This window comes from Promicromonospora aerolata (assembly GCF_042682255.1).
Taxonomy (GTDB): Bacteria; Actinomycetota; Actinomycetes; order Actinomycetales; family Cellulomonadaceae; genus Promicromonospora; species Promicromonospora aerolata.
Map to the genome: position 1 here is coordinate 1,571,296 of NZ_JBHUHF010000001.1, position 20,913 is coordinate 1,592,208.

Sequence of the window (20,913 nt, forward strand, 5' to 3'; positions counted from 1 at the left end):
TCAGCCGACGGACCCTTCCATCTGCAGCTCGATGAGGCGGTTGAGCTCGAGTGCGTACTCCATGGGCAGCTCACGCGCGATGGGCTCGACGAACCCGCGCACGATCATGGCCATGGCCTCGGTCTCTTCCATACCCCGGGACATGAGGTAGAACAGCTGGTCCTCGCTCACCCGCGAGACCGTGGCCTCGTGCCCCATGGACACGTCGTCCTCGCGGACGTCCACGTACGGGTAGGTGTCGCTGCGGGAGATCTGGTCCACCAGCAGCGCGTCGCAGAGGACGTTGGACGCGGAGTGGGAGGCGCCCTCGAGCACCTGGACCAGACCGCGGTAGGACGTGCGGCCGCCGCCGCGCGCCACGGACTTGCTCACGATCGACGACGAGGTGTTCGGCGCCGCGTGGACCATCTTGGCTCCGGCGTCCTGGTGCTGGCCCTCGCCGGCGAAGGCGATGGACAGCGTCTCGCCGCGGGCGTGCTCGCCCAGCAGGTAGATCGCCGGGTACTTCATGGTGACCTTGGAGCCGATGTTGCCGTCGACCCACTCCATCTGGGCACCCTCAGCGGCGGTGGCGCGCTTGGTGACCAGGTTGTACACGTTGTTCGACCAGTTCTGGATCGTCGTGTAGCGCACGCGGGCGTTCTTCTTCACGATGATCTCGACCACCGCGGAGTGCAGGGAGTCGGACGTGTAGATCGGCGCCGTGCAGCCCTCGACGTAGTGCACGTACGAGCCCTCGTCGGCGATGATCAGCGTGCGCTCGAACTGGCCCATGTTCTCGGTGTTGATCCGGAAGTAGGCCTGCAGCGGGATCTCCACGTGCACGCCCGGCGGCACGTAGACGAACGAGCCGCCCGACCACACGGCCGAGTTCAGCGCGGAGAACTTGTTGTCGCCCGCGGGGATGACCGTGCCGAAGTACTCCTGGAAGAGCTCCGGGTAGTCGCGCAGGCCGGTGTCGGTGTCGACGAAGATGACGCCCTGCTCCTCCAGGTCCTCACGGATCTGGTGGTAGACGACCTCGGACTCGTACTGGGCGGCGACACCCGCGACGAGGCGCTGCTTCTCGGCCTCGGGGATACCGAGCTTGTCGTACGTGTTCTTGATGTCGTCGGGCAGGTCCTCCCAGGAGGTGGCCTGCTTCTCCGTCGACCGCACGAAGTACTTGATCTTGTCGAAGTCGATGCCCGACAGGTCGGAGCCCCAGCTCGGCATGGGCTTCTTGCCGAAGAGACGCAGCGCCTTGAGACGCTGGTTCAGCATCCACTCGGGCTCGTTCTTCAGAGTCGAGATGTTGCGGACAACGTCCTCGCTCAGGCCGCGCTGCGCGGACATGCCAGCGGCATCGCTGTCGTGCCAGCCGTACTCGTAGGAGCCAATGGAGGAGATGATCTCCTCGTCGGTCTGCCGGTCGGAGCGCTGCTCTGGCGCTTGCGTTTCTGCGCTCATCACTTTCCTTCGGTCGTCGCGGGGATGTTCGTCGCGGGGGTGTGTAGAGGGAGGTTCACGGGGATGTTCGTGGTGCAGGCGTGTGCGCCGCCCGCGATGGTCGCGAGGCGCTGGACGTGCGAGCCCAGCAGCTCGCTGAACGCGCGAGCCTCCTGCTCGCACAGCTCGGGGAACTCCTCGGCCACGTGCTGGACCGGGCAGTGCCCCTGGCAGAGCTGGACCGCCCGGGCCACGGTGCCTGCCGTGGGGCCCGTCAGCGGAGCGGGGACGGGGCGGACGGAAGCGGCATAGCCGTCGGCGGACAGCAGCTGGACGAGCTGGGCTGCCCGGCCCTCGGCCGTGTCGGCGGTCAGGTGCGGTGCATAGCTGCGGGCGACGGCGTCGAACCGCTCCTTGGCGAAGCCCGCCACCGCGTCGCTGCCGCCCGTGTCACGCAGGAACCGCAGCACCTGCCGCGCGATCTCCTGGTATCCGCCGGCCAGCTCGGACTGGCCGCCGCTGGTGACGACGTACCGCCGGGCAGGCCGGCCGCGCCGGGGAGCACCCGACCGCGAGGCCTCGTGCACCGTGATCTTGCCGTCCTCCTCGAGGAGGGTCAGGTGCCTGCGCACGGCAGGCGCCGTCAGCTCGAGGACGGCGGCGAGGGCACCGGCGGTGACCGGGCCCCGGGACGCGACCAGCTCGAGTACTCGCCGGCGCGTCGTACCGTCGGTCTCGTGGCTCGCCACGTGGCCGACCGGCACCTGTGTCGGTGCGCTCATCCTGGTCACCTCCCTCACGTCCGTCCGGAGGCATGGTCCAGCCCCGGTTCTGCACGCCTTCCTAGACGCAATGCTTTTGAGAACATCCTTGTTCCCTAATTCGAGATGCGCAAGGAAGGCGAGCCTCAGTTCGGGCCGATCGCGACACATCTCACACCTGCGGTCCACAACCAGGTCACGTAGTGCGACGACGCCCCTCCGACCGCCGCCTACGATTGTCCGGTGCCCCCGTCCGACGCGCCCGCGATCGACTCCGCCCAGGCGGCCACCGCAGGCGCCGCGCCACATCGTCCTGCCGGTGCTGCCGCCGAGGTCGCCGTGGAGGTGCACGGGCTCGTCAAACGCTACGACGGCCGCGCGGTCGTCGACGGCCTCGACCTCGTCGCCCGCCCCGGCGCCGTCACCGCCGTCCTGGGACCGAACGGCGCGGGCAAGACCACCACCATCGAGTGCTGCGAAGGTCTGCGCTCCCCCGACGGCGGCACGGTCCGCGTGCTGGGCCTCGACCCCGTCGCCGACGCCCGCGCCCTCCGCCCTCGCGTCGGCGTCATGCTGCAGGACGGCGGCCTGCCCACCGGCGTGCGCGCGCTGGAGCTGCTGCGCCACGTCGCCGCCATGTACGCGACGCCCCGCCCCGTGGACGAGCTCGCCGAACGCCTGGGCCTGCACGGTTTCGCCCGCACCACGGTGCGCCGCCTGTCCGGCGGCCAGCGCCAGCGCGTCGCCCTCGCCGCGGCGGTCGTCGGGCGGCCCGACGTCGTCTTCCTCGACGAGCCCAGCGCCGGCATGGACCCCCAGAGCCGGCGCGCCGTCTGGGACCTCGTGCGCGAGCTGCGCGCCGACGGCGTCGCCATCGTCCTGACCACGCACCTGATGGACGAGGCCGCCGACCTCGCCGACCACGTCCACATCGTGGACCACGGCCGCCTGATCGCCTCCGGCAGCGTCCGCGAGCTGACCGACGGCGACGGCACCGGGCCGGGCTCGATCCGCATCGAGGCGACCCCCGGCCTGGACCTGACGGACCTCCTCACCACCCTCCCCCCTTCGCTGAGTGCTGGGCATTTGTCGGGTCAGCAGGCCGCGGACCAACAGATACCCAGCACTCAACGGAGCGCGGAGGGGTGGGTGGGCAGCGAGAGCGAGGCCGGCGTGTACACCGTGAACGGACCGGTCGACGCCGCGGCGCTCGCCGCCGTGACGGCCTGGCTCGCCGACCGCGGTGTGCTCGCCCGGTCGGTCACCACCGGTCGACGCACCCTCGAGGACGTCTTCCTCGACCTCACGGGGAGGAACCTGCGATGAGCGTCCAGACCACTCCGGCCGCCGCACCCGCCGCGCGCCGGATCGCGGCCCAGGCCTCGTTCGAGGCGCGGGCGATCCTGCGCAACGGCGAGCAGCTGCTCGTGACGATCGTGCTACCCGTCCTCGTACTCGTCGGCCTGGTCCGGACGTCGTTCATCGACCTCGACACGCAGGGGTACACGCGGATCGACTTCGTGACGCCCGGCGTGCTGGCGCTGGCCATCATGTCCACGGCGTTCACCTCGCAGGCGATCGCCACCGCCTTCGACCGGCGCAACGGCGTGCTGCGCCTGCTGGCCACGACCCCGCTGGGCCGCACCGGGCTGCTGGCCGGCAAGGTGCTGGGCGTGCTCGCCGTCGAGGTGGTGCAGGTGATCGTCATCGCCGCCGTCGCGCTCGGGCTCGGTTGGCGGCCGGAGCTGAGCGCGCTGCCCGCCGCCATCGGGGCGGGGCTGCTGGGCACCGCGGCGTTCACCGCGCTGGCCCTGCTGCTGGCCGGGACGCTGCGCGCCGAGGGCGTGCTCGCCGTGGCCAACCTCGTCCTCGTGCTGCTCACCGTGGGCGGCGGCGTGCTGCTGCCCGCCGCGCAGCTTGCCGGGCCGCTGGCGCACGTGGCGGTGCTGCTGCCGTCGGGCGCCCTGGGCGAGGCGATGCGGGGCGCCCTGCTGCACGGGTCCGTGCCGGCGTTCTCCGTGGTGATCCTGCTGGGCTGGACCGCAGCGCTCGGTGCGGGCGCCGCCCGCCTCTTCCGCTGGCACTGAGCTTCCGCTGGTGCTCGGCAAACCAGTGAGTTCGGTCGGTTGACCTGAGATCGGTCCTTCAATGGACCGATCTCAGGTCAACCGACCGAACTCATCCCCGGACCCGGGTCAGGCGAAGATGCCCGCCGTCCCGATCTCCACGCGGCGGCGCCCGGCCCGCTCGTCGTCCGCGAACCGGTCGACACCCCAGGACAGCGTCGTGGCCAGCTCGAACACCTCGTCCCGGGTGACGGCCTTCGCCGCGTCGCCCGACGCCTTGGCGGCGTCGAGCAGGTCGCCCGTCCGCACGAGCAGCGGGTTGCACGCGGAGTAAAGGGGCGACTCCGGGTCGTCGTACGCCGTGGCGACGCAGTACGGCAGGTCGTGCCAGATGCGGAGCTGCCACGTCAGCCGCACCAGCCACTCCACGAGCGCCTCCCGCGGGGAGTGCGAACGAGCCAGCTCGTCGGCCTCGGCGAGCGCCGTGCCGATGTAGTCCTCCATGACCGCGGCCAGCAGGTCGTCCCGGGTCGGGAAATGCCGGTAGAGCGTGGCGTTCCCCACCCCTGCCCGCAGGGCGATGCCGTCCAGCGACGCGAGCACGCCGTCCTCCGCGAAGGTCTCCCGCGCCGCACGCAGGACCGCGTCGCGATTGCGGCGCGCATCGGCCCGCAAGGGTCGCGGCGCCGGTGTGGCAGCACCTTGAGCAGCAGGCATGGCATCCCTCCTTGCATAACTGGGGACTCTCCCCACATACTGATCCGGGGAGACTCCCCACATGATCGAGGAGTATAGATGAACCAGACACTCGACGGCCGGACGGTGCTCGTGACGGGCGCCAACGGCGGCCTCGGAGCGCAGTTCGTGCAGCAGGCGCTCGACCGCGGGGCCCGCAAGGTCTATGCGGGGACCCGCTCCCCCGGCCGCTGGGCGGACCCCAGGATCCAGCAGCTGAGCCTCGACCTCACCGACCCGGACAACGCCACCCGGGCGGCTGCCACGGCCTCCGACGTCGACCTGCTGATCAACAACGCGGGCATCGCGCCGGCCGGTGACTCCGTCGCAGGGCCGGAGGACGAGCTACGTCGCACCTTCGAGACGAACTTCTTCGGCACGCTGCGCGTCGCGAACGCCTTCGCGCCGGTGCTCGCGGCCAACGGCGGCGGGACCCTCCTGAACAACCTGTCCGCGGCGGCCTGGAGCAACGTGCCGACCGGCTACGCCGCGTCGAAGGCGGCGATGTGGTCGGCCACCAACGGGCTGCGGCTCCAGCTGCGGGCCCAGGGCACGCACGTGATCGGCCTCCTCGTCGGCATGGTCGACACGCCGATGACCCAGCGGTGGGACGTTCCGAAGGTCACCGCCGAGAGCGTGGTCGCCCAGGCCTACGACGGCGTCGCGGACGGCGCGCTCGAGGTGCTGGCCGACGAACCGACTCGTGACCTGCGGTCCCGGATGGGCACCAGGGCCGAAGAGCTCTACCCGTGGCTCGACGAACAGCTCGCCGGGTTCGTGCCCTGACCCAGCAGGGCTGGCCCACCACGACAGACCCGGCAGGACAGACCGGCAGGAGGGGTCGGCCCGCATCCGGCCCGACCCCTCCGCGCCCGGGCGCAGATCACACCCGGTCCGGGCCGTGCACGGAGCACGACGCCGGCGCCGGCCGCTAGCGTTGGGCTGTGACCGCAACCGCCGCCCCCACGTCCCGGTTCGCCGCGTTCGCCGGCTGGATCGACCGCTACCGCCACTGGACGCGCGCCGTCCTCCTGGCCAACCTGATCGGCCAGATCGGCATCATCGGGACCGGCGGCGCCGTGCGCCTGACCGAGTCCGGGCTGGGCTGCTCCACGTGGCCGGAGTGCGAACCTGGCCAGTTCACCCCGCAGTTCCACGAGGCAACGACCCTGCACCCGTACATCGAGTTCGGGAACCGCACCCTCACCGGCGTGCTGGCGGTCATCGGCGTGCTGGTCGCCGTCGCGGTCTGCACCGACCTGAAGCGGTCGATGTCCTACCGCCTGCTCGGCCTGGTGCCGATCATCGGCGTGCTGGCGCAGGCCGTGATCGGCGGCATCGTCGTGCTGCTGGACCTGCACCCGGGCTGGGTCTCGCTCCACTTCGGCGTGTCGGCAGCCCTCGTGGCCGCGTCGCTCTACGTGCTGCACCGGCACGGCGAGGGCGACGACGCCCCGACCCGTGTGGTCGGGCCACGTGCCCACGCCCTCGCGTGGGCACTCGCGGCGCTGACCGCCGTCGTGGTCGTGCTCGGCGTGCTCACCACGGGTGCGGGCCCGCACAGCGGCGACGCCGAGGTGGGCTACCGGATCGCCGTCGACCCTGCGCTGCTGACCAAATGGCACGCCGCCGCCGTGTGGGCGTTCCTGGCTGTCCTGGTCGCCTATCTGGTCGCCGTGCGGGGCGGCCCTGCCCCCGTGCGTCGGGCGGCGTTGATCCTGCTCGCCATCACGCTGGCCCAGGGGCTGATCGGCTACGTGCAGTACTTCACCGACCTGCCCGCGCTGCTGGTGGGTCTGCACATGATCGGTGCGGCCGTGCTGATCGCGGGCAGCACCCGGGTCTGGCTGAGCAACCGCGTGCGCTGAGTCCGGCAACTCTGGCCCCGAAGTCGTGACTTCGCATCGAGGTCGGTCCAGGCCTGTGCCGATCTCGATGCAAGGTCACGACCTCGCGACAGAGCGCCAGCATCAGCGCACCGGCAGCACGGGCGGCGCCCACCGCGCGAACCGCTCCATGGCGCCGATCATGACGCCCGACGGGAGCGCGCGCAGCAGCGCGTTGCGCATGCCGACGAGCGCCGGGTTGGCCAGCTGCTCGCCGAACCGCGCGCTCGCCCAGGCCGAGCGCAGCACCCCGGCGGTCCGGGGACGCCGCACGCGGTCGTAGCCGGCGAGGCCCTCGACCACCGTGGCGGCGCCGGAGACCGATGCCGCCAGCACCACGGCGTCCTCGATCCCCTGGCCTCCCCCCTGGCCCACGTTCGGCGGCATCGCGTGCGCCGCGTCGCCCACCAGGGCGACCCGGCCTCGCGCCATGCGTGGGATCGGCTTCGGGAAGCCGTAGAGGTCGAGCTGCAGCAGCCGCTCCGGCGGTGTGGCCGCCAGGACCTGCGGGATGGGGTCGTGCCAGCCCGCGAAAGCTGCCCTGGCGGCGTCCAGGTTCGCGACCGGGTCGCCCGTCGGCCGGCCCGGCGGGCCCACCTGTGTCGCGTACCAGTAGAGCTGCCCGTCGGCCAGGGCGATCAGGCCGAACTCGCCACCCGGTCCCCAGGTCTGAGACATCTCGGTGATCCCGGGGTTGTCGAGCACGGCGAGCCAGGTCGTCGACCCGACGTACACGGGCTCCGTCGCGTCCGGTGCGACGGCGGTGCGCAGGTTCGACCGGACGCCGTCGGCGGCGACCACCAGGTCCGCGCTCAGCGTGGAGCCGTCCTCGAGGGTGACGGTGGCGGGTCGTGCCGTGTCGCCGGGCTCGACCGCGAGCGCCTCCGCGCCGTAGGTGACGCGGGCCTCGCCGAGGGCCTCCAGGAGGGCCGCCTGGAGGCGGGGCCGGTGGAAGGCGATGGCGATGGTGCCGAGCCGTGCGGCGATCCGCTCGGCCGACAGGTGGACCAGCGGCCGGCCCGAGCCGTCGCGGAGCATGCCCGGGGAGATCGGCCGGCCCGCCGGCCGCACCGCGCCGCCCACCCCTGCCGCGTCGAGGCCGCGCAGCGCGTTGGCCATCAGCACGATGCCGGCACCCGTGGTGCGCGGTTCGGGCGAACGCTCGAGCACCTGGACGTCCCAGCCACAGCGCAGCAGGGCGTTGGCCGTGGTCAGGCCCGCTATCCCCGCTCCGACAACTATCGCACTCCTGGCCATCACGCCTCCCGGCTGATCGGGATCTCGCTGGAGACCGCGTCGTCGTCCCTGCGTGACCGGTACCTGGCGATCTTCGATCTCGTGCTCGAGTCGCGGCGGCGCCCGGCGCTCGCTGCTGCCATGTCCCGCCTGGCCGGCGGTACTGCCGCCTTCACCGGTGACCAGCACGCGCTGCTGGGTCTCGACCTGCCGCCACGGGCCGCCCCGCTCCTCATCACGCTCTACGGCGCCGCGCTGTTCGCTCTGGTAACCACGCCGAGCGACGCCGGCGTCCCGTCGGCGCACGAGCTGGCGCGCGCACTCGTCGCGGGCACGCTGGCCACCACGACGGACGCCGAGTGTGAGAGCAAACTTCTACCCAGCGATTCCGCCCGAAACCACTGAGAGTTCCAGGCCGAATCGCTGGGTAGACACGGACCCGGGTCAGACCTCCGGGATCCAGAGGTCCTCGCCGTTCGGCGGCGTACCGATCGCCCCCGCGCTCACGGGCACGGGCACCGGCGCGGCCTCCGGCAGGTCGCCCAGCGCGCGCTGCGCCACGGCACCCGACGAGAAGTTCGCGTAGCACTCGGGGCAGTACCAGTCGGGCGTCGGCACCGGGGTGTCGAAGCCGCCGTACACGACGTCCGGCTCGAGCTTCATGTTGTCGTGGATGGCCTGACCCCACACGATGCGCTTGGTGGCGCCCCGCTGGCCGCACGACGGGCAGGACGGACGCATCTGCGCCCGCTGCGACAGCACCGGATGCGGGTGCAGCAGGGCGTGGCACGGCGCGCACACCAGGAACGTCTGCTCGATGAGCTCACCGAGGGGGCGCTCGCCGGTCTGGCCGGTGTGGGCACCGTCGTCGTGCGGCCGCATGTGCATGACGTCGACGAACCGCTCGCAGGAGGCGCACCGCTCCTCGCGGCGCAGGTCGGCGCCCGCCACCTGCTTGTGTCCGAGCAGCCGCAGCACGTGCAGGTTCGGCGACAGCTCGTCGGTCTCGCAGTTGCCGGCGTCGAGCGTGCCGGTGGCGCCGTGCTTGTACTGGTGGGCGATGCCGTCGAGCACCAGCCGGGCGTGCTCCTGGGGGAGCCAGCCGGACGACCGCGCGTAGGCGGCGGCGCCGTTGAAGAGGTCGTCCCAGACGACCGGCTTGTCGGGGCCGAACACCTCGTCGCTGACCCAGTCCTCACCTTGACTGGTGCCCATGAGCTCCACGGCGGCCACGATGCCGGGTTCGGAGCCCACGACGGTGACGACCACGTCGCCGCGCTGCGGTCCGTCCGCACCACCCGGCAGACGGTGCTCGTGGCTGCGGCTCGCGATGGCGACCGCCTCGCCCAGCCAGTCCTCGGACCAGTTGAGGTAGACGGACGGAACGAGCCACGCCGGAAGGGACGATACGTTGGGAAGCATGTCGGGTTCGCTGGTCACGCGGGGAGGATAGCGCAGCCCGATGATGTCGCTCTAACCACGACCGGTCACCGGGCTGCACTCCGGTCAGTTCTTGCGGTACTCCCACGGGCTGTCCACCGGGCGCAGCGTCTCCCAGTCGGACGCCCGGCCGATCGCCGCGGCGAGCACGCCTGCGATGGTCGCCGCGTTGTGCAGCTTGCCGGCGAGCGCCAGTGCGGCCGCCTCCTCCAGCGGAACCGGCACCACGACCATGTCGGCCTCCTCGGCCTCACGCGTGTGCAGCTCGTCGTCGGGCACCGGTGTCAGGTCGCGGGCCAGGTAGACCCGCACGGCCTCGTTGCTGCCGCCCGGCGTGGGCAGCAGGTCCAGGAGCACGTCCCACGTCCCCGCGGACATGTCGGCCTCTTCGGCCAGCTCACGGGCCGCCGCGACGTGCGGGTCCTCACCGTCCAGGTCGAGCAGACCGGCGGGCGCCTCCCAGAGGAACGCGCCGACGGGGTGCCGGTACTGGCGCAGGAGCAGCACGTCGCCGTCGTCGTTCAGCGCCACCACGACCACCGCGCCCGGGTGGTCGACGTACTCCCGGCGGACGATGCCACCGGCCTCGCCCAGGTCGACCTCGTCCGAGACCATGTCGACCACGAACCCCTGGAACGGGACGTCCAGCCGACGCGCCGGACGCGGGTCGATGACGTCGGTGACGTCCTCGGCGCTCATCCGGCCTGCTTCTCGAGCGCCGCTGCGATCAGCCCGGAGAACAGCGGGTGCGCACGCGTGGGTCGCGACTTGAACTCGGGGTGCGCCTGCGTGGACACGTAGTACGGGTGCATGTCGGCCCGGAGCTCGACGAACTCCACGAGCGACGAGTCGGGCGACGTGCCCGAGATGAGCAGGCCCGCGTCCTCCAGCTCGCCGCGGTAGGCGTTGTTCACCTCGTACCGGTGCCGGTGACGCTCGGTCGCGCGCTCGCTGCCGTACGCCTTCGCCACCACGGAGCCGGCGGTGAGCTGTGCCGGGTAGGCGCCGAGGCGCATGGTGCCGCCCATGTCGCCCTCGCCCTCCACGATCGCCTTCTGCTCTGCCATGGTCGCCACGACCGGGTGGCTGCTGCTCGGGTGGAACTCGGTGGACGACGCGTCGTCCCAGCCCAGCACGTTGCGGGCGTACTCGATGACCATCGACTGGAGCCCGAGGCAGATGCCGAGGGTCGGCACGAGGTTCTCGCGCGCCCAGCGCAGTGCTCCGACCTTGCCGTCGATGCCGCGCACGCCGAAGCCGCCCGGGACCAGCACCGCGTCGACACCCTCCAGCGACGCCGTGGCGCCCTCCGGCGTCTGGCAGTCGTCCGCGGCGACCCAGCGGATCCCGACCTTGGCGTCGTTCGCGAAGCCACCGGCGCGCAGCGCCTCGGTCACGGACAGGTACGCGTCGGGCAGGTCGATGTACTTGCCGACCAGCGCGACCTCGACGTTGTGCTCCGGCTCGTGCACCCGCTCCAGAAGGCGGCTCCAGCCGTCCCAGTCCACGTCGTGGAAGGGCATGCCGAGGCGGCGCACCACGTAGGCGTCCAGGCCCTCGGTGTGGATGACGCGCGGGATGTCGTAGATCGACGGGGCGTCGGCGCAGTTGATCACTGCTTCGTTGTCGACGTCGCACATGAGCGCGATCTTGCGCTTGATGCTCTCGGGCACCACGCGGTCGGAGCGCAGCACGATGGCGTCGGGCTGGATACCGATCGAGCGCAGCGCGGCCACGGAGTGCTGCGTCGGCTTGGTCTTGAGCTCGCCGGAGGGGCCGATGTACGGCACGAGCGACACGTGCAGGAAGAACACGTTGTCGCGTCCGAGCTCGTGCCGCACCTGGCGGGCGGACTCGAGGAAGGGCTGCGACTCGATGTCGCCGACGGTGCCACCGATCTCGGTGATGATCACGTCGACGGCCTCGGACGCCTGCTCGCGCATCCGGAACTTGATCTCGTCGGTGATGTGCGGGATGACCTGGACGGTGTCGCCCAGGTACTCGCCGCGGCGTTCCTTCGCGATGACGCGGGAGTACACCTGGCCGGTCGTCACGTTGGACGAGGCGGGGAGCTCGACGTCGAGGAAGCGCTCGTAGTGCCCGATGTCCAGGTCGGTCTCGGCGCCGTCCTCGGTGACGAAGACCTCACCGTGCTGGAACGGGTTCATCGTGCCGGGATCCACGTTGAGATAGGGATCCAGCTTCTGCATGGTGACGCTGAGCCCACGCGAGCGGAGAAGACGGCCGAGCGATGACGCCGTCAGCCCCTTGCCGAGAGAGGACGCCACACCACCGGTGACGAAGATGTGCTTGGTCGGCGTGGAGGCGCCGGACCGCTGACGGGACTGGAGACTGCTTCGGTGTTCGACCACGGAACTCCACCCTATCCGAGGTACAGCGTGCTCGTGGTGTAACTCCCAGCACACCCGCTGTTCACCTCGCGGACTGTCGGTTTGTTCCGATCGAGTCTGCCCCCGCGGAGCCCATCGCGCCCGCCGGATCAGGCCCTGCGGGAGAACTTCCTCCACAGCTTGCCGAGGCGCGGGCCGACGGCGGCGCGCAGACCGGGGTCGAGCAGCGCGGCGAGCACCACCGTGACGAGCGCGGCCAGCAGCCCGACGGCCAGCCCGAGGCCCAGAGCGGCGGCGAACCCGCCGACGTCGAACGACACCTCGCCGGACGGCGAGGACGCGAACCAGCCGAAGGAGAGCCGCTGCGGCGCGAGCCATGCGGGCACCAGCCAGCCGACGGCGGTCCCGGCGCCCGCGGCCACCACGAGCGCCCCGAGCGCCCGCCAGACGCCGCGCAGCGCGTCCGGGCCCAGGTGCCTGCGCACGGCCAGGAGCAGGCCCAGTCCGGCCACGATCATCCCGGCCGTGCCGACCGCCCCGAGGACCGCCATGACGTCGTTCCGCAGCGCGTACTCGGAGCAGGACGGCCCGGCGCAGCCTGGCCCCGGTGAGCGCCCCGCGAACAGCAGCGGGACGAGAGCGGCGCCGATCGCGGACACGCCCCACCCGCTCGCGGTCGCGATGACGGCGGCCCGGCCGTGGTCGACGGCGTACAGCGCTCGTGACAGGTGCAGGATCAGGGCGAAGCCGATCAGCCCCGGCGCCAGCCAGATGAGACCCGTGGCCATGCCGGGGGCGTCACCGCGCACGATGAGGTCGAAGACCCGCTCGACGAACGGCGCCGCGGCCATCAGCGCGGCGACGCCGGCGGCCGTCACGAGCAGCAGGGTCCGGGTGGTGCGGGCCACGAGCGCACGCAGCTCGTCGAGGCGTCCGGCCGACGCGTGCTCGGCGAAGTGCGGGAACGCGCTGGTCGCGATGGGGAAGGCCAGCACGGCGTACGGCAGGAGGTACACCTGCTGCGCGTACAGGTAGACCGACAGGGTGCCGTCGCCACCGGCCGCGTTGGCCGCGCGCAGCGTGAGGAACATCGACAGCTGCTGGACGACCAGGGCGCCCACGCCCGCGAAGGCCAGGCGCGCGGCCCGGGGGCCTTCCCCCGACGGGAACCGCAGCGTGGGCCGCAGCCGCAGCCCCGTGCGCCACACGGGCACCACGAGCGGCAGGGCGAGGAACAGCACGCCGATCGTGGTGCCCCAGGCCAGCCACTCCAGCGCCCGGGCGGACAGCGCGGCGACGTCCTGCTGGTCACCGTCCGCCAGCGCGCCGAAGACCGCGTAGACCACGATGACGACGAGGCTGGAGACGAGCGGCGCGAACGCCGGCCAGAAGAACCGCTTGTGCGCCTGGAGGATGCCACCCAGCACGACGGCCAGGCCGTAGAGCGGCACCTGCACGGCGAACACCCGCAGGAATCCGGTGGCCACGTCCACGTGCACCGGGTCGGTCAGTCCGGTCAGACCGATGATCGGACGCGCCAGGAGCGCCATCAGACCGGCCAGCGGCACCAGCACCACCAGCGTCCAGCCCAGCAGCGCCGAGGCGATCTTGGACGCCTGTTCCTTCGAGGCGGCAGTTCCGTCCGCGGTGAACGCGGCCCGGCTCAGCGGCCCGGCCAGCAGCGGCACGACGGCGCCGGCGAGCGCGCCGCCGGCCGCCACCTCGAAGAGCAGGTTGGGCAGCTGGTTGGCGGAGTTGAAGACCGTCCCGACGCCCTCTGCCCCGAGCCACCAGCCCTGTCCCAGCCATCGGCCGAAGCCGACCATCCGGCTGGCGAGCGTGACGACCGTGACGAGCAGCGCCGCGCTCGCCAGGGTTCTGGCGCGGCTCACGCGCCCGGGGAAGCCACAGGCTTGGTCTCGACGAGCTCGGCCACCGGCTCCTCGACCACGGGGCGCCGACCGAGCATGTCGACCTTGTTCAGCCACTCGTTGCCGGCGATGACCTTGGAGAAGCTGACCTTCTCTGCGGTCAGCATGAGCCCGACCACGCCGGCGAGCGCCGCCCACCGCACCGCGCGGGGCGCGCTGAACGCGATCTGGCTGCCGACGAGCGCGCCGAGCGCGTTGGCGCCGCCGTCGCCCAGCATGTCCTGCTCCCCCAGGTCTCCGGGGGCGGCCGCGGCGGCGGCGCCCAGGACGGCGCCGGTGGCGCCCGCGCCGCCGAGCATGAACGGGAGGCTGACGGCCGCCCCGGCCTTCAGCGCCCGGCCGGGACGCAGGTCGAAGAGGTTGATCAGGTTCGCGGTGCCCCCGATGAGCGCACCGTTGAGCCCGACGTCGACCAGGTGCCCGAACGCGCCGCCCGTGCGGCGGGTGCCCGCCGCGGCGGCGAGGAGCGCAGTGCCGGAGATGCCGAGCACCTTGAGCCCGCCGGTGGTCAGCCGCCCCTCCTTGAGGGCGCCGAGGTGGCCCCTGAGGCCCTTGGTGCGCACCGAGGTGTCCTCGGCGAGGTCGTCGACGAGGCCGAAGCCGGCTGCGGCGGCCGTGGCGAACGCCGTCGCGCCGGGTGCCTGGCCGCCGCCGACCGCCGCGCCCGCCACCAGGCCCGCGGCGACCGCGGGGCCCTCCAGCAGGCTGATCGGTTCGCCGCGGTGGTTGGTCCGCGTCCACAGGGCGGCGCCGCCGAGGCCGCCCTCGGCGACCTTCTCGTCCAGCTTGCGGCGCGCGAGCACCGTCGCGACGCCTGCGACGATGCCAGCGGCGATGAACCTGCCTGCACCCATGACTACCCCTCGGTCTGTGTCGGTCGTTCGGTTCCGTGCTTCGGGTCGAGCTCGCGTCGTCAGCCGACCGCGGGCGGTACGACCGCCGTCGCGTCGTCCTCCAGGCCGTACTGGCCGACGACGCCGCTCAGGCGCGCGGCGACGGCCAGCGGCACGTTGATGCGGCCGACGAGCCGGTCGATGCCGCTCACCGTGCTCACCTCGGCGGCGATCTCGTCGTCGTCCCGCACGGCCTGCACGACGTCGCCCGGGTCCTTGGTGGGACCGGCGAGCACTGCCGCGCCGGAGACCTGCTGCGCGGCCCGCGTGACGGACACCCACACCTCTTCCGCGCCCGGCTCCGGCTCCTGGGTGGCGCCGTCGACCGTCTCCTGCGGCTGGCCGACGGAGCCCACCAGCAGCACGAGCGCCTGGGCGGCCTCTGTCTGCTCGTCGCCCGGCTCCACGAAGCCGAACCGCTCCAGCTGTGCCTCGAGGTCCATGGCCTGGGAGCTGCGGTCGGTGCCGCCGTCGCTGCCGGTGAGCGCGAGGGCCAGCGCGGCGCCGAGCATGGCGTTCGGGTCGTCGTCCTCCGGAGCCGCCGCGCCGAGGTTGGCGCGCAGGCCCTCGGCGAGGGTCTCGCGGGACGACTCCTCGGCGGGGTCCGTCCACGCCTCCGTGAGCTCGGACTTGGACACCACCGTGGCGCCGGCCGTGTCGATCTGGTTCAGCACACCGTCGTGGACGTCCTGGGAGACCTCGCCGAGCTGCACCACCGCTACCCGGTTCGTCTCGAGGGAGCCGGTGACGAGCTGGGTACCCGCTGCCTCGATGAAGCGCTCGTCACCGTCGAGGGCGGTCTGGGTGGCGTCCAGCTCGGTGCGCAGGTCGGTGCGCTCGGCGCGCAGCGCGTCCACCTGTTCCGTCAGCTGCTCCCCGATGGGTCCCTGCAGCGGTCCGGCACCGAGGATGATGCCGACGGAGAGGGCGAGGAAGACGGAGATGAGCGAGACGAGGTGGTATCGGAAGTCGATCACGGTACGGAAGAGTCCTTAAGCATGTTCCGGGCGAGAGGCCCGGCATCAGGTCGGGGCGGCAGGGGGCGGTCCGGGAGCGTGCTCCGGACCGGTCAGCCGCCGAACAGGAGGCTGATCCAGGACACTACGTCGTCGAAGCGTGCCCCGATCAGCCCGAAGAAGGTCTGGCCTGCCGATGTGGCGGCCAGTGCCGCGAGCACCGCCGCGACGCCCGCTCCGGACAGCAGCGTGAGCTGGGTGTTCGAGATCCGCGTGCGGTACAGCCGCGAGACGCCCTTGGCATCCACGAGCTTGCCACCGACACGCAGCCGGGTGAGGAAGGTGGACGCCATGCCCGCGCGCCCCTTGTCGAGGAACTCGACCAGTGTGGCGTGCGTGCCGACGGCGACGATCAGCTCGGCGCCCTTGTCGTCGGCCAGGAGCATGGTGATGTCCTCGCTGGTACCCGTCGCGGGAAAGACCACCGGGTCCACGCCGAGCGCCTTGACGCGCTCCAGCCCGGGGGCCTTGCCGTCGCGGTAGGCGTGCACGACGATCTCCGCGCCGCAGGACAGTGCCCGGTCGGACACGGAGTCCATGTCGCCGACGATCATGTCGGGCTGCCAGCCGGCGTCGATGATCGCGTCCGCGCCACCGTCCACCCCGATCAGGACGGGCCGGTTCTCGCGGATGTAGGACCGCAGCAGCGCGAGGTCCTCCCGGTAGTGGTACCCGCGCACCACGATGAGCACGTGGCGGCCCTCGATGGAGGTGGTGATGTCGGGTACGCCCACCCCGTCGAGCAGGAGGTCCCGCTCGCGGCGCAGGTACGTCATGGTGTTCTCGGCGAACCGTTCGATCTCCGCCGACAGGCCTTCCCGGGCGGCGGCCTGGTCCGCGGCCACCGTCTCCGGCGTCTGGTGCGTGCCGGTGGCGACGACCGTGCCGTCGACGAGGACCTCGCCGCCCACGATCCGCACCTCGGCGCGCTCGTCGATCGCCATGACCGCCGGGCCGAGGTCGTCGACCAGAACGATGCCGGCGTCGACCAGGATGTCCGGGCCCGTGTTGGGGTACCGGCCCGAGGTGGAGCGGGCGGCGTTCAGCACCGCGACGGGACCGGCGGACACGAGGGCGTCGGCCGCGACCCGGTCGATGTCGACATGGTCGATCACGGCGACGTCGCCCTGGTGGAGCCGGGACGTGAGCTCCTTGGTGCGCGCCCCGATCCGGGCAGGTCCGTGTGCTGTGGCCTGCGGAAGGACCGCCCCATGGTCGGCGGCACTCTTCGCTGCGCCCTTGTCGGCGCGCTTCTCGGGTCGGGAGATCAGCTTCATCCGCTCTATCGTCCCACGACCGAGGACTCCAGGAGCTCCAGCGCGTGGTTGCGCGCCGTCTCCGAGTCGTCCTGGCCGGACAGCATGCGCGCCAGCTCCCGGACGCGGGCGTCCGCGGTGACTTCACGCACGCCCGTGACGGTGATCATCCCGTCGTCGGCGTCGGTCGATCCGGCGTCGCCGTCGGAGCTCTTGGTGACCACGAGGTGCGCGTCCGCGAACGCCGCGACCTGCGCGAGGTGCGTCACGACGACCACCTGGGTGCTGCGGCCGAGCTGCGCGAGGCGGCGGCCCACCTCCACGGCGGCCCGGCCACCCACGCCGGCGTCGACCTCGTCGAACACGAAGGTGCTGCGCGGGGTGTCGGCGGTGCGCGCCGCCGCCGCGCCGCCCGACGTCGACAGGGCGACCTCCAGCGCGAGCATCACGCGCGAGAGCTCACCGCCGGACGCTCCCTTGCCGAGCGGCCGCTCCGGCGCACCGGGGTGCGGCACGAGCAGGAACGTGACCTGGTCCGCGCCGAACGGGCCCGGCTGGTCGAGCGGGTCCACCGAGACCACGAGGTGGGCACCGCCCATCGCGAGACCGTGCAGCTCGTTGGTCACGGCCTCGGCGAGCTGCGACGCCCCGTGGGTGCGCTCTGCCGTGAGGAGCTCGGCCAGCCTGGCCAGCTCGTCGTCCAGCTCGGTCACCCGGTCCTGCATGGAGCTGAGGCGGTCGCCGCCGTCGTCCAGGTCGAGCAGGCGCAGGCCGGCGTCGCTGGCCCACTGCAGCACGTCGTCGATGGTCTCGCCGTAGGAGCGGGTCAGGCCGTTGAGCTCCGCCATGCGGTTGTGTGCCGTCTCCAGCCCGGCCGGGTCCGCCTGCAGGTCGTCGACGTAGGCGGCGACGTCGGTGGCGACGTCCGAGAGCAGGTAGCCCACCTCGGCGAACCGCGTGGCCAGCGCACCGAGCGCCTCGTCGGAGTGCGCGGCGGAGTCCAGTGCGCGGCGCGCCCGCTCCACGAGGGCTATCGCGTTCTCCCGGGCGCCGTCGGCGTCCTCACCGGCCACCGCCTCGTGCGCCTCGGTGGCCGCCGTGCGCAGCCCTTCCGCGTTGGACAGCCGCTCGATCAGGGCCTGGAGCTCGGCGTCCTCACCGGTCTGCGGGTCGACCCGCTCGATCTCCTCCAGGCCGATGCGCAGCAGCTCGACCTCTCGCGCCCGCTCGGCGCCGCGCGCCTCCAGGTCCGCGATCTCGGCGAGGAGCCCGCCGCGTTCGGTCCACGCGGTGCGGTAGGTGGCGAGCACCCGCTGGTGAGCCGGACCGACGAAGGTGTCCAGGGCGTCGCGCTGCTTGGCCGCCGTCCGCAGCCGCAGCTGGTCCGCCTGGCCGTGCACGGTGAACAGGTCCTCGGCGATCTCGGCGAGCACGCCCTGCGGTACGGTGCGGCCGCCCAGGTGCGCGCGCGACCGGCCGTCGGCGATGGTGCGCAGGATCACGACGGTGCCGTCGTCCTCCACCTCGCCGCCCGCGTCGGAGACGCGGCCCAGCACGCCGTCCCGCCCGGAGACGCGGACCCGGCCCTCGACCGCCGCCGACGACGCGCCCGGACGCACCGACTGCGGGTCCGCCTTCGCGCCCATCAGCAGGTTGAGGCCCGTGAGCACCATCGTCTTGCCCGCTCCGGTCTCGCCCGTGATGACCGTGAGGCCGTCGGACAGGGGTACCCGGGCCGAGCGGATGACGCCCAGGTTCTCGATAGCGATCTCCTCGAGCACCTGACTCCTTAATTCTCTGGTGTGGTGTCGGCTGGGTCAGAACGTACATCCCGCATCTCGGTGTGCCCCGACCCGACACGGTCCCGCCATCCCGACACGGGCAGGTTGAACTTCGACACGAGACGGTCCGTGAACGGTGCGTTGGACAGACGTGCGAGCCGCACCGTACCCCCCTGACGCACGACGACGCGAGAGCCGCGGGGCAGCCGGATCTCTCGTCGACCGTCGCAGGTGAGCACTCCCTCGACCGTGGACTGCGGCAGCACGTCGACCGTGTAACGCGACCGCGGGCCGATCACGAGCGGTCGCGCGAACAGGGCGTGCGCGGACAACGGCACCATGAGCACGGCATCGACGTCGGGCCAGATCACGGGACCACCGCCCGAGAAGGCGTGCGCCGTGGAGCCGGTGGCCGTGGACATCACCACACCGTCGCAGCCGAACGACAGCAGCGGCCGGCCGTCCACCCCGATCGCCACCTCGAGCATGCGGTCCCTGGTGGCCTTCTCGACAGTGGCCTCGTTCAGCGCCCAGCCCACCACGGGCTCGGCCGTGCCCGGCAGATGCACCTCCACCTCGACCGTCGCCCGCTCCTCGACCTCGTAGTCGCGGGCCGCGAGCCGCTGGACGGCGGCGCGCAGGTCCTCCCGCTCCGACTCCGCGAGGAAGCCCACGTGCCCGAGGTTCACGCCGAGCAGCGGCACGTCGGTGCCGCGAGTCAGTTCCGCCGCACGCAGGATGGTCCCGTCGCCGCCGAGCACCATCACCGCCTCGGACCGGTGCACGCCCTCGCGGACCCGGTTGGCCGCCATGTGGTCGCCGAACTCCTCCGCGAGCGCGTCGTCGTGCAGGGTGTACTCGAAGCCCGCCGCCTTCAGCTCCCGCAGCGCTTCGGCCAGAGCCGCGACCGCCCGGGGGCGCCCGCCATGGGTCACGATCAAGACGCGCCTGGTCACGGCTCCTGCTCCTTCTGCTCGTCGGCCTGCTGGGTGCTCTGTGCCGCGTCCGACCGTCCGCGCACGACGACGGCCGGCGGCTCGAGCGGATGGTCCGGTCGCTCCCCGGGCTCACCCGGCACCGGCAGCCAGGCCACCGCCGTCTCGACGGCGTCGGCCAGCGCGTGCTCGGAGGTCTCCGCGCCGTCGGCGTCGAACCCGAGCCACAGGAAGAACTCGCGGTTGCCGCTCGGACCGGGCAGCGGGCTCGGCACCACCGCGCGGGTACGCAGGCCGGCCTGCTCCGCGGCGCGCGCCACCGCACGCACCGTCTCGGCGTGCAGCGCGGGGTCGCGCACCACGCCACCGCTGCCCAGCCGCTCGCGCCCGACCTCGAACTGCGGCTTGACCATCAGCAGCACCTGCGCACCCGGCCGCAGCACGCTCGCCACCGCCGGCAGCACCACGGTCAGGGAGATGAACGAGAGATCCGCGACCAGGAGGTCCGGTGACCGCGGGAGGTCGGCCGGCGTCAGGTCCCGGACGTTGAGGCCCTCGACGACCGTCACCCGGTCATCGGCACGCAGGGCCGGGACGAGCTGGTCGTGTCCCACGTCGACGGCCACCACGTGTGCGGCACCCCTGCGCAGCAGCACGTCGGTGAACCCGCCGGTGGACGCGCCGAGATCGGCGCAGAACGCGCCCTCGACCTGCGGGCCGCCCGGCACCCGAGCCAGCGCGTCCAGCGCACCGGCCAGCTTCAGCGCGGCACGCGACGCGAAATCGTGCTCCGGGTCGTGGCCGGGCGCCACCGACACGTCCGTGCCCTGCGCCACCGCCGACGACGGCTTGACCACCACCCGGCCGCCGACCCGCACCCGACCGGACCCGACGAGCTCCGCGGCGTGCCGCCGAGAACGGGCCAGCCCACGGCGGACCAGCTCCACGTCCACGCGCGTGCTCCCTGTCATGGTCGCCACCGTCAGGCGTCACCGCTCAGGTGCGCCCGCAGCGCATCGTGCACGGCCTCGAACCGGGCGACATGATCGGCCGGCGGCAGGTCGTCGAGCCCGTCGAGCGCGTCGAGGGCGGTCCGGACACCCGCATCGGGATCGACCGGGCCGCTCGAAGGTTCCTCGGTCTCGTAGAACTCGTCCATCGTGCGTCAACGCTCCACTGTGCTCGTCCGTGCTCGTCG

Annotated in this window: 21 protein-coding genes; 5 read left to right on the forward strand and 16 right to left on the reverse strand. The window is 72.4% G+C overall.

What is annotated here, in order from left to right:
- Both sufB and ACFSL2_RS07210 read right to left on the reverse strand, forming a co-directional pair.
- Nucleotides 1-1,449, reverse strand: coding sequence for a Fe-S cluster assembly protein SufB (gene sufB, locus ACFSL2_RS07205; RefSeq protein ID WP_377197198.1), 1,449 nt, complete (start codon nucleotides 1,447-1,449; stop codon nucleotides 1-3).
- Nucleotides 1,449-2,210: a helix-turn-helix transcriptional regulator gene (locus ACFSL2_RS07210; RefSeq protein WP_377197199.1), complete on the reverse strand. Its 762-nt coding sequence runs from the start codon at nucleotides 2,208-2,210 to the stop codon at nucleotides 1,449-1,451. Before ACFSL2_RS07210 ends, sufB begins: the two co-directional genes overlap by 1 nt.
- A 222-nt stretch (nucleotides 2,211-2,432) precedes the next feature.
- On the opposite strand from ACFSL2_RS07210, the gene ACFSL2_RS07215 reads away from it, so the two are divergent.
- Both ACFSL2_RS07215 and ACFSL2_RS07220 read left to right on the forward strand, forming a co-directional pair.
- Nucleotides 2,433-3,515 (forward strand): ABC transporter ATP-binding protein, encoded by a 1,083-nt coding sequence (locus ACFSL2_RS07215; protein WP_377197200.1) that lies wholly within the window; start codon nucleotides 2,433-2,435, stop codon nucleotides 3,513-3,515.
- Complete coding sequence (locus ACFSL2_RS07220; RefSeq protein WP_377197201.1) at nucleotides 3,512-4,276, forward strand: ABC transporter permease; 765 nt, start codon at nucleotides 3,512-3,514, stop codon at nucleotides 4,274-4,276. Before ACFSL2_RS07215 ends, ACFSL2_RS07220 begins: the two co-directional genes overlap by 4 nt.
- A 108-nt stretch (nucleotides 4,277-4,384) precedes the next feature.
- Here the strand turns inward: ACFSL2_RS07220 and ACFSL2_RS07225 are convergent, their stop codons facing one another.
- Nucleotides 4,385-4,972: a TetR/AcrR family transcriptional regulator gene (locus tag ACFSL2_RS07225; RefSeq protein WP_377197202.1), complete on the reverse strand. Its 588-nt coding sequence runs from the start codon at nucleotides 4,970-4,972 to the stop codon at nucleotides 4,385-4,387.
- Between the two features lie 78 nt (nucleotides 4,973-5,050).
- On the opposite strand from ACFSL2_RS07225, the gene ACFSL2_RS07230 reads away from it, so the two are divergent.
- Together ACFSL2_RS07230 and ACFSL2_RS07235 are read left to right on the forward strand one after the other, a co-directional pair.
- Nucleotides 5,051-5,776 (forward strand): SDR family oxidoreductase, encoded by a 726-nt coding sequence (locus ACFSL2_RS07230; protein WP_377197203.1) that lies wholly within the window; start codon nucleotides 5,051-5,053, stop codon nucleotides 5,774-5,776.
- A 158-nt stretch (nucleotides 5,777-5,934) separates the two neighbouring features.
- The gene (locus tag ACFSL2_RS07235; protein ID WP_377197204.1) at nucleotides 5,935-6,858 is read left to right on the forward strand and encodes a COX15/CtaA family protein; all 924 of its coding nucleotides are present in this window, start codon (nucleotides 5,935-5,937) and stop codon (nucleotides 6,856-6,858) included.
- Between the two features lie 102 nt (nucleotides 6,859-6,960).
- On the opposite strand, the gene ACFSL2_RS07240 is transcribed toward ACFSL2_RS07235, so the two are convergent.
- Nucleotides 6,961-8,133 (reverse strand): FAD-dependent oxidoreductase, encoded by a 1,173-nt coding sequence (locus ACFSL2_RS07240; RefSeq protein ID WP_377197205.1) that lies wholly within the window; start codon nucleotides 8,131-8,133, stop codon nucleotides 6,961-6,963.
- Nucleotides 8,133-8,255, reverse strand: coding sequence for a hypothetical protein (locus tag ACFSL2_RS07245; RefSeq protein ID WP_377200900.1), 123 nt, complete (start codon nucleotides 8,253-8,255; stop codon nucleotides 8,133-8,135). Before ACFSL2_RS07245 ends, ACFSL2_RS07240 begins: the two co-directional genes overlap by 1 nt.
- Between ACFSL2_RS07245 and ACFSL2_RS07250 the strand changes: the two genes are divergently transcribed.
- Nucleotides 8,215-8,517: a hypothetical protein gene (locus ACFSL2_RS07250; protein ID WP_377197206.1), complete on the forward strand. Its 303-nt coding sequence runs from the start codon at nucleotides 8,215-8,217 to the stop codon at nucleotides 8,515-8,517. The genes ACFSL2_RS07245 and ACFSL2_RS07250 overlap by 41 nt on opposite strands.
- 39 nt (nucleotides 8,518-8,556) lie before the next feature.
- Here ACFSL2_RS07250 and ACFSL2_RS07255 read toward each other — a convergent pair whose 3' ends face one another.
- The 11 genes from ACFSL2_RS07255 to ACFSL2_RS07305 all read right to left on the reverse strand — a co-directional run bounded on the left by ACFSL2_RS07255 (nucleotide 8,557) and on the right by ACFSL2_RS07305 (nucleotide 20,874).
- On the reverse strand, nucleotides 8,557-9,552 hold the full coding sequence (locus ACFSL2_RS07255; protein ID WP_377197207.1) for a hypothetical protein: 996 nt from the start codon (nucleotides 9,550-9,552) through the stop codon (nucleotides 8,557-8,559).
- Nucleotides 9,553-9,618: 66 nt separating this feature from the next.
- A complete protein-coding gene (locus ACFSL2_RS07260; protein WP_377197208.1) occupies nucleotides 9,619-10,251 on the reverse strand; it encodes an NUDIX domain-containing protein in 633 nt (210 codons plus the stop codon).
- Nucleotides 10,248-11,924: a CTP synthase gene (locus ACFSL2_RS07265; RefSeq protein WP_377197209.1), complete on the reverse strand. Its 1,677-nt coding sequence runs from the start codon at nucleotides 11,922-11,924 to the stop codon at nucleotides 10,248-10,250. The genes ACFSL2_RS07260 and ACFSL2_RS07265 overlap by 4 nt, the downstream gene beginning before the upstream one ends.
- A gap of 128 nt (nucleotides 11,925-12,052) precedes the next feature.
- On the reverse strand, nucleotides 12,053-13,795 hold the full coding sequence (murJ, locus tag ACFSL2_RS07270) for a murein biosynthesis integral membrane protein MurJ (protein ID WP_377197210.1): 1,743 nt from the start codon (nucleotides 13,793-13,795) through the stop codon (nucleotides 12,053-12,055).
- Nucleotides 13,792-14,688, reverse strand: a complete 897-nt coding sequence (locus ACFSL2_RS07275) for a hypothetical protein (protein WP_377197211.1) — start codon at nucleotides 14,686-14,688, stop codon at nucleotides 13,792-13,794. The genes murJ and ACFSL2_RS07275 overlap by 4 nt, the downstream gene beginning before the upstream one ends.
- Nucleotides 14,689-14,747: 59 nt before the next feature.
- Nucleotides 14,748-15,704: a copper transporter gene (locus ACFSL2_RS07280; RefSeq protein WP_377197212.1), complete on the reverse strand. Its 957-nt coding sequence runs from the start codon at nucleotides 15,702-15,704 to the stop codon at nucleotides 14,748-14,750.
- A 92-nt stretch (nucleotides 15,705-15,796) separates the two neighbouring features.
- A complete protein-coding gene (steA, locus tag ACFSL2_RS07285) occupies nucleotides 15,797-17,020 on the reverse strand; it encodes a putative cytokinetic ring protein SteA (protein ID WP_377197213.1) in 1,224 nt (407 codons plus the stop codon).
- A 5-nt stretch (nucleotides 17,021-17,025) separates the two neighbouring features.
- The gene (gene recN, locus ACFSL2_RS07290) at nucleotides 17,026-18,780 is read right to left on the reverse strand and encodes a DNA repair protein RecN (RefSeq protein ID WP_377197214.1); all 1,755 of its coding nucleotides are present in this window, start codon (nucleotides 18,778-18,780) and stop codon (nucleotides 17,026-17,028) included.
- An 8-nt stretch (nucleotides 18,781-18,788) separates the two neighbouring features.
- Complete coding sequence (locus ACFSL2_RS07295; RefSeq protein WP_377197215.1) at nucleotides 18,789-19,736, reverse strand: NAD kinase; 948 nt, start codon at nucleotides 19,734-19,736, stop codon at nucleotides 18,789-18,791.
- Nucleotides 19,733-20,686 (reverse strand): TlyA family RNA methyltransferase, encoded by a 954-nt coding sequence (locus tag ACFSL2_RS07300; RefSeq protein WP_377197216.1) that lies wholly within the window; start codon nucleotides 20,684-20,686, stop codon nucleotides 19,733-19,735. Before ACFSL2_RS07300 ends, ACFSL2_RS07295 begins: the two co-directional genes overlap by 4 nt.
- Nucleotides 20,687-20,697: 11 nt before the next feature.
- A complete protein-coding gene (locus tag ACFSL2_RS07305) occupies nucleotides 20,698-20,874 on the reverse strand; it encodes a hypothetical protein (RefSeq protein WP_377197217.1) in 177 nt (58 codons plus the stop codon).
- Nucleotides 20,875-20,913 lie beyond the last annotated feature (39 nt).

Excerpts from the sequence above, each read along its gene's own strand:
- ACFSL2_RS07220 (WP_377197201.1), top strand. The coding sequence starts at position 3,512 with ATGAGCGTCCAGACCACTCCGGCCGCCGCACCCGCCGCGCGCCGGATC.
- ACFSL2_RS07210 (WP_377197199.1), bottom strand. The coding sequence starts at position 2,210 with ATGAGCGCACCGACACAGGTGCCGGTCGGCCACGTGGCGAGCCACGAG.
- ACFSL2_RS07245 (WP_377200900.1), bottom strand. The coding sequence starts at position 8,255 with ATGGCAGCAGCGAGCGCCGGGCGCCGCCGCGACTCGAGCACGAGATCG.
- ACFSL2_RS07305 (WP_377197217.1), bottom strand. The coding sequence starts at position 20,874 with ATGGACGAGTTCTACGAGACCGAGGAACCTTCGAGCGGCCCGGTCGAT.
- ACFSL2_RS07240 (WP_377197205.1), bottom strand. The coding sequence starts at position 8,133 with ATGGCCAGGAGTGCGATAGTTGTCGGAGCGGGGATAGCGGGCCTGACC.
- steA (WP_377197213.1), bottom strand. The coding sequence starts at position 17,020 with ATGAAGCTGATCTCCCGACCCGAGAAGCGCGCCGACAAGGGCGCAGCG.
- ACFSL2_RS07300 (WP_377197216.1), bottom strand. The coding sequence starts at position 20,686 with ATGACAGGGAGCACGCGCGTGGACGTGGAGCTGGTCCGCCGTGGGCTG.
- ACFSL2_RS07275 (WP_377197211.1), bottom strand. The coding sequence starts at position 14,688 with ATGGGTGCAGGCAGGTTCATCGCCGCTGGCATCGTCGCAGGCGTCGCG.
- ACFSL2_RS07260 (WP_377197208.1), bottom strand. The coding sequence starts at position 10,251 with ATGAGCGCCGAGGACGTCACCGACGTCATCGACCCGCGTCCGGCGCGT.
- ACFSL2_RS07230 (WP_377197203.1), top strand. The coding sequence starts at position 5,051 with ATGAACCAGACACTCGACGGCCGGACGGTGCTCGTGACGGGCGCCAAC.
- ACFSL2_RS07225 (WP_377197202.1), bottom strand. The coding sequence starts at position 4,972 with ATGCCTGCTGCTCAAGGTGCTGCCACACCGGCGCCGCGACCCTTGCGG.
- sufB (WP_377197198.1), bottom strand. The coding sequence starts at position 1,449 with ATGAGCGCAGAAACGCAAGCGCCAGAGCAGCGCTCCGACCGGCAGACC.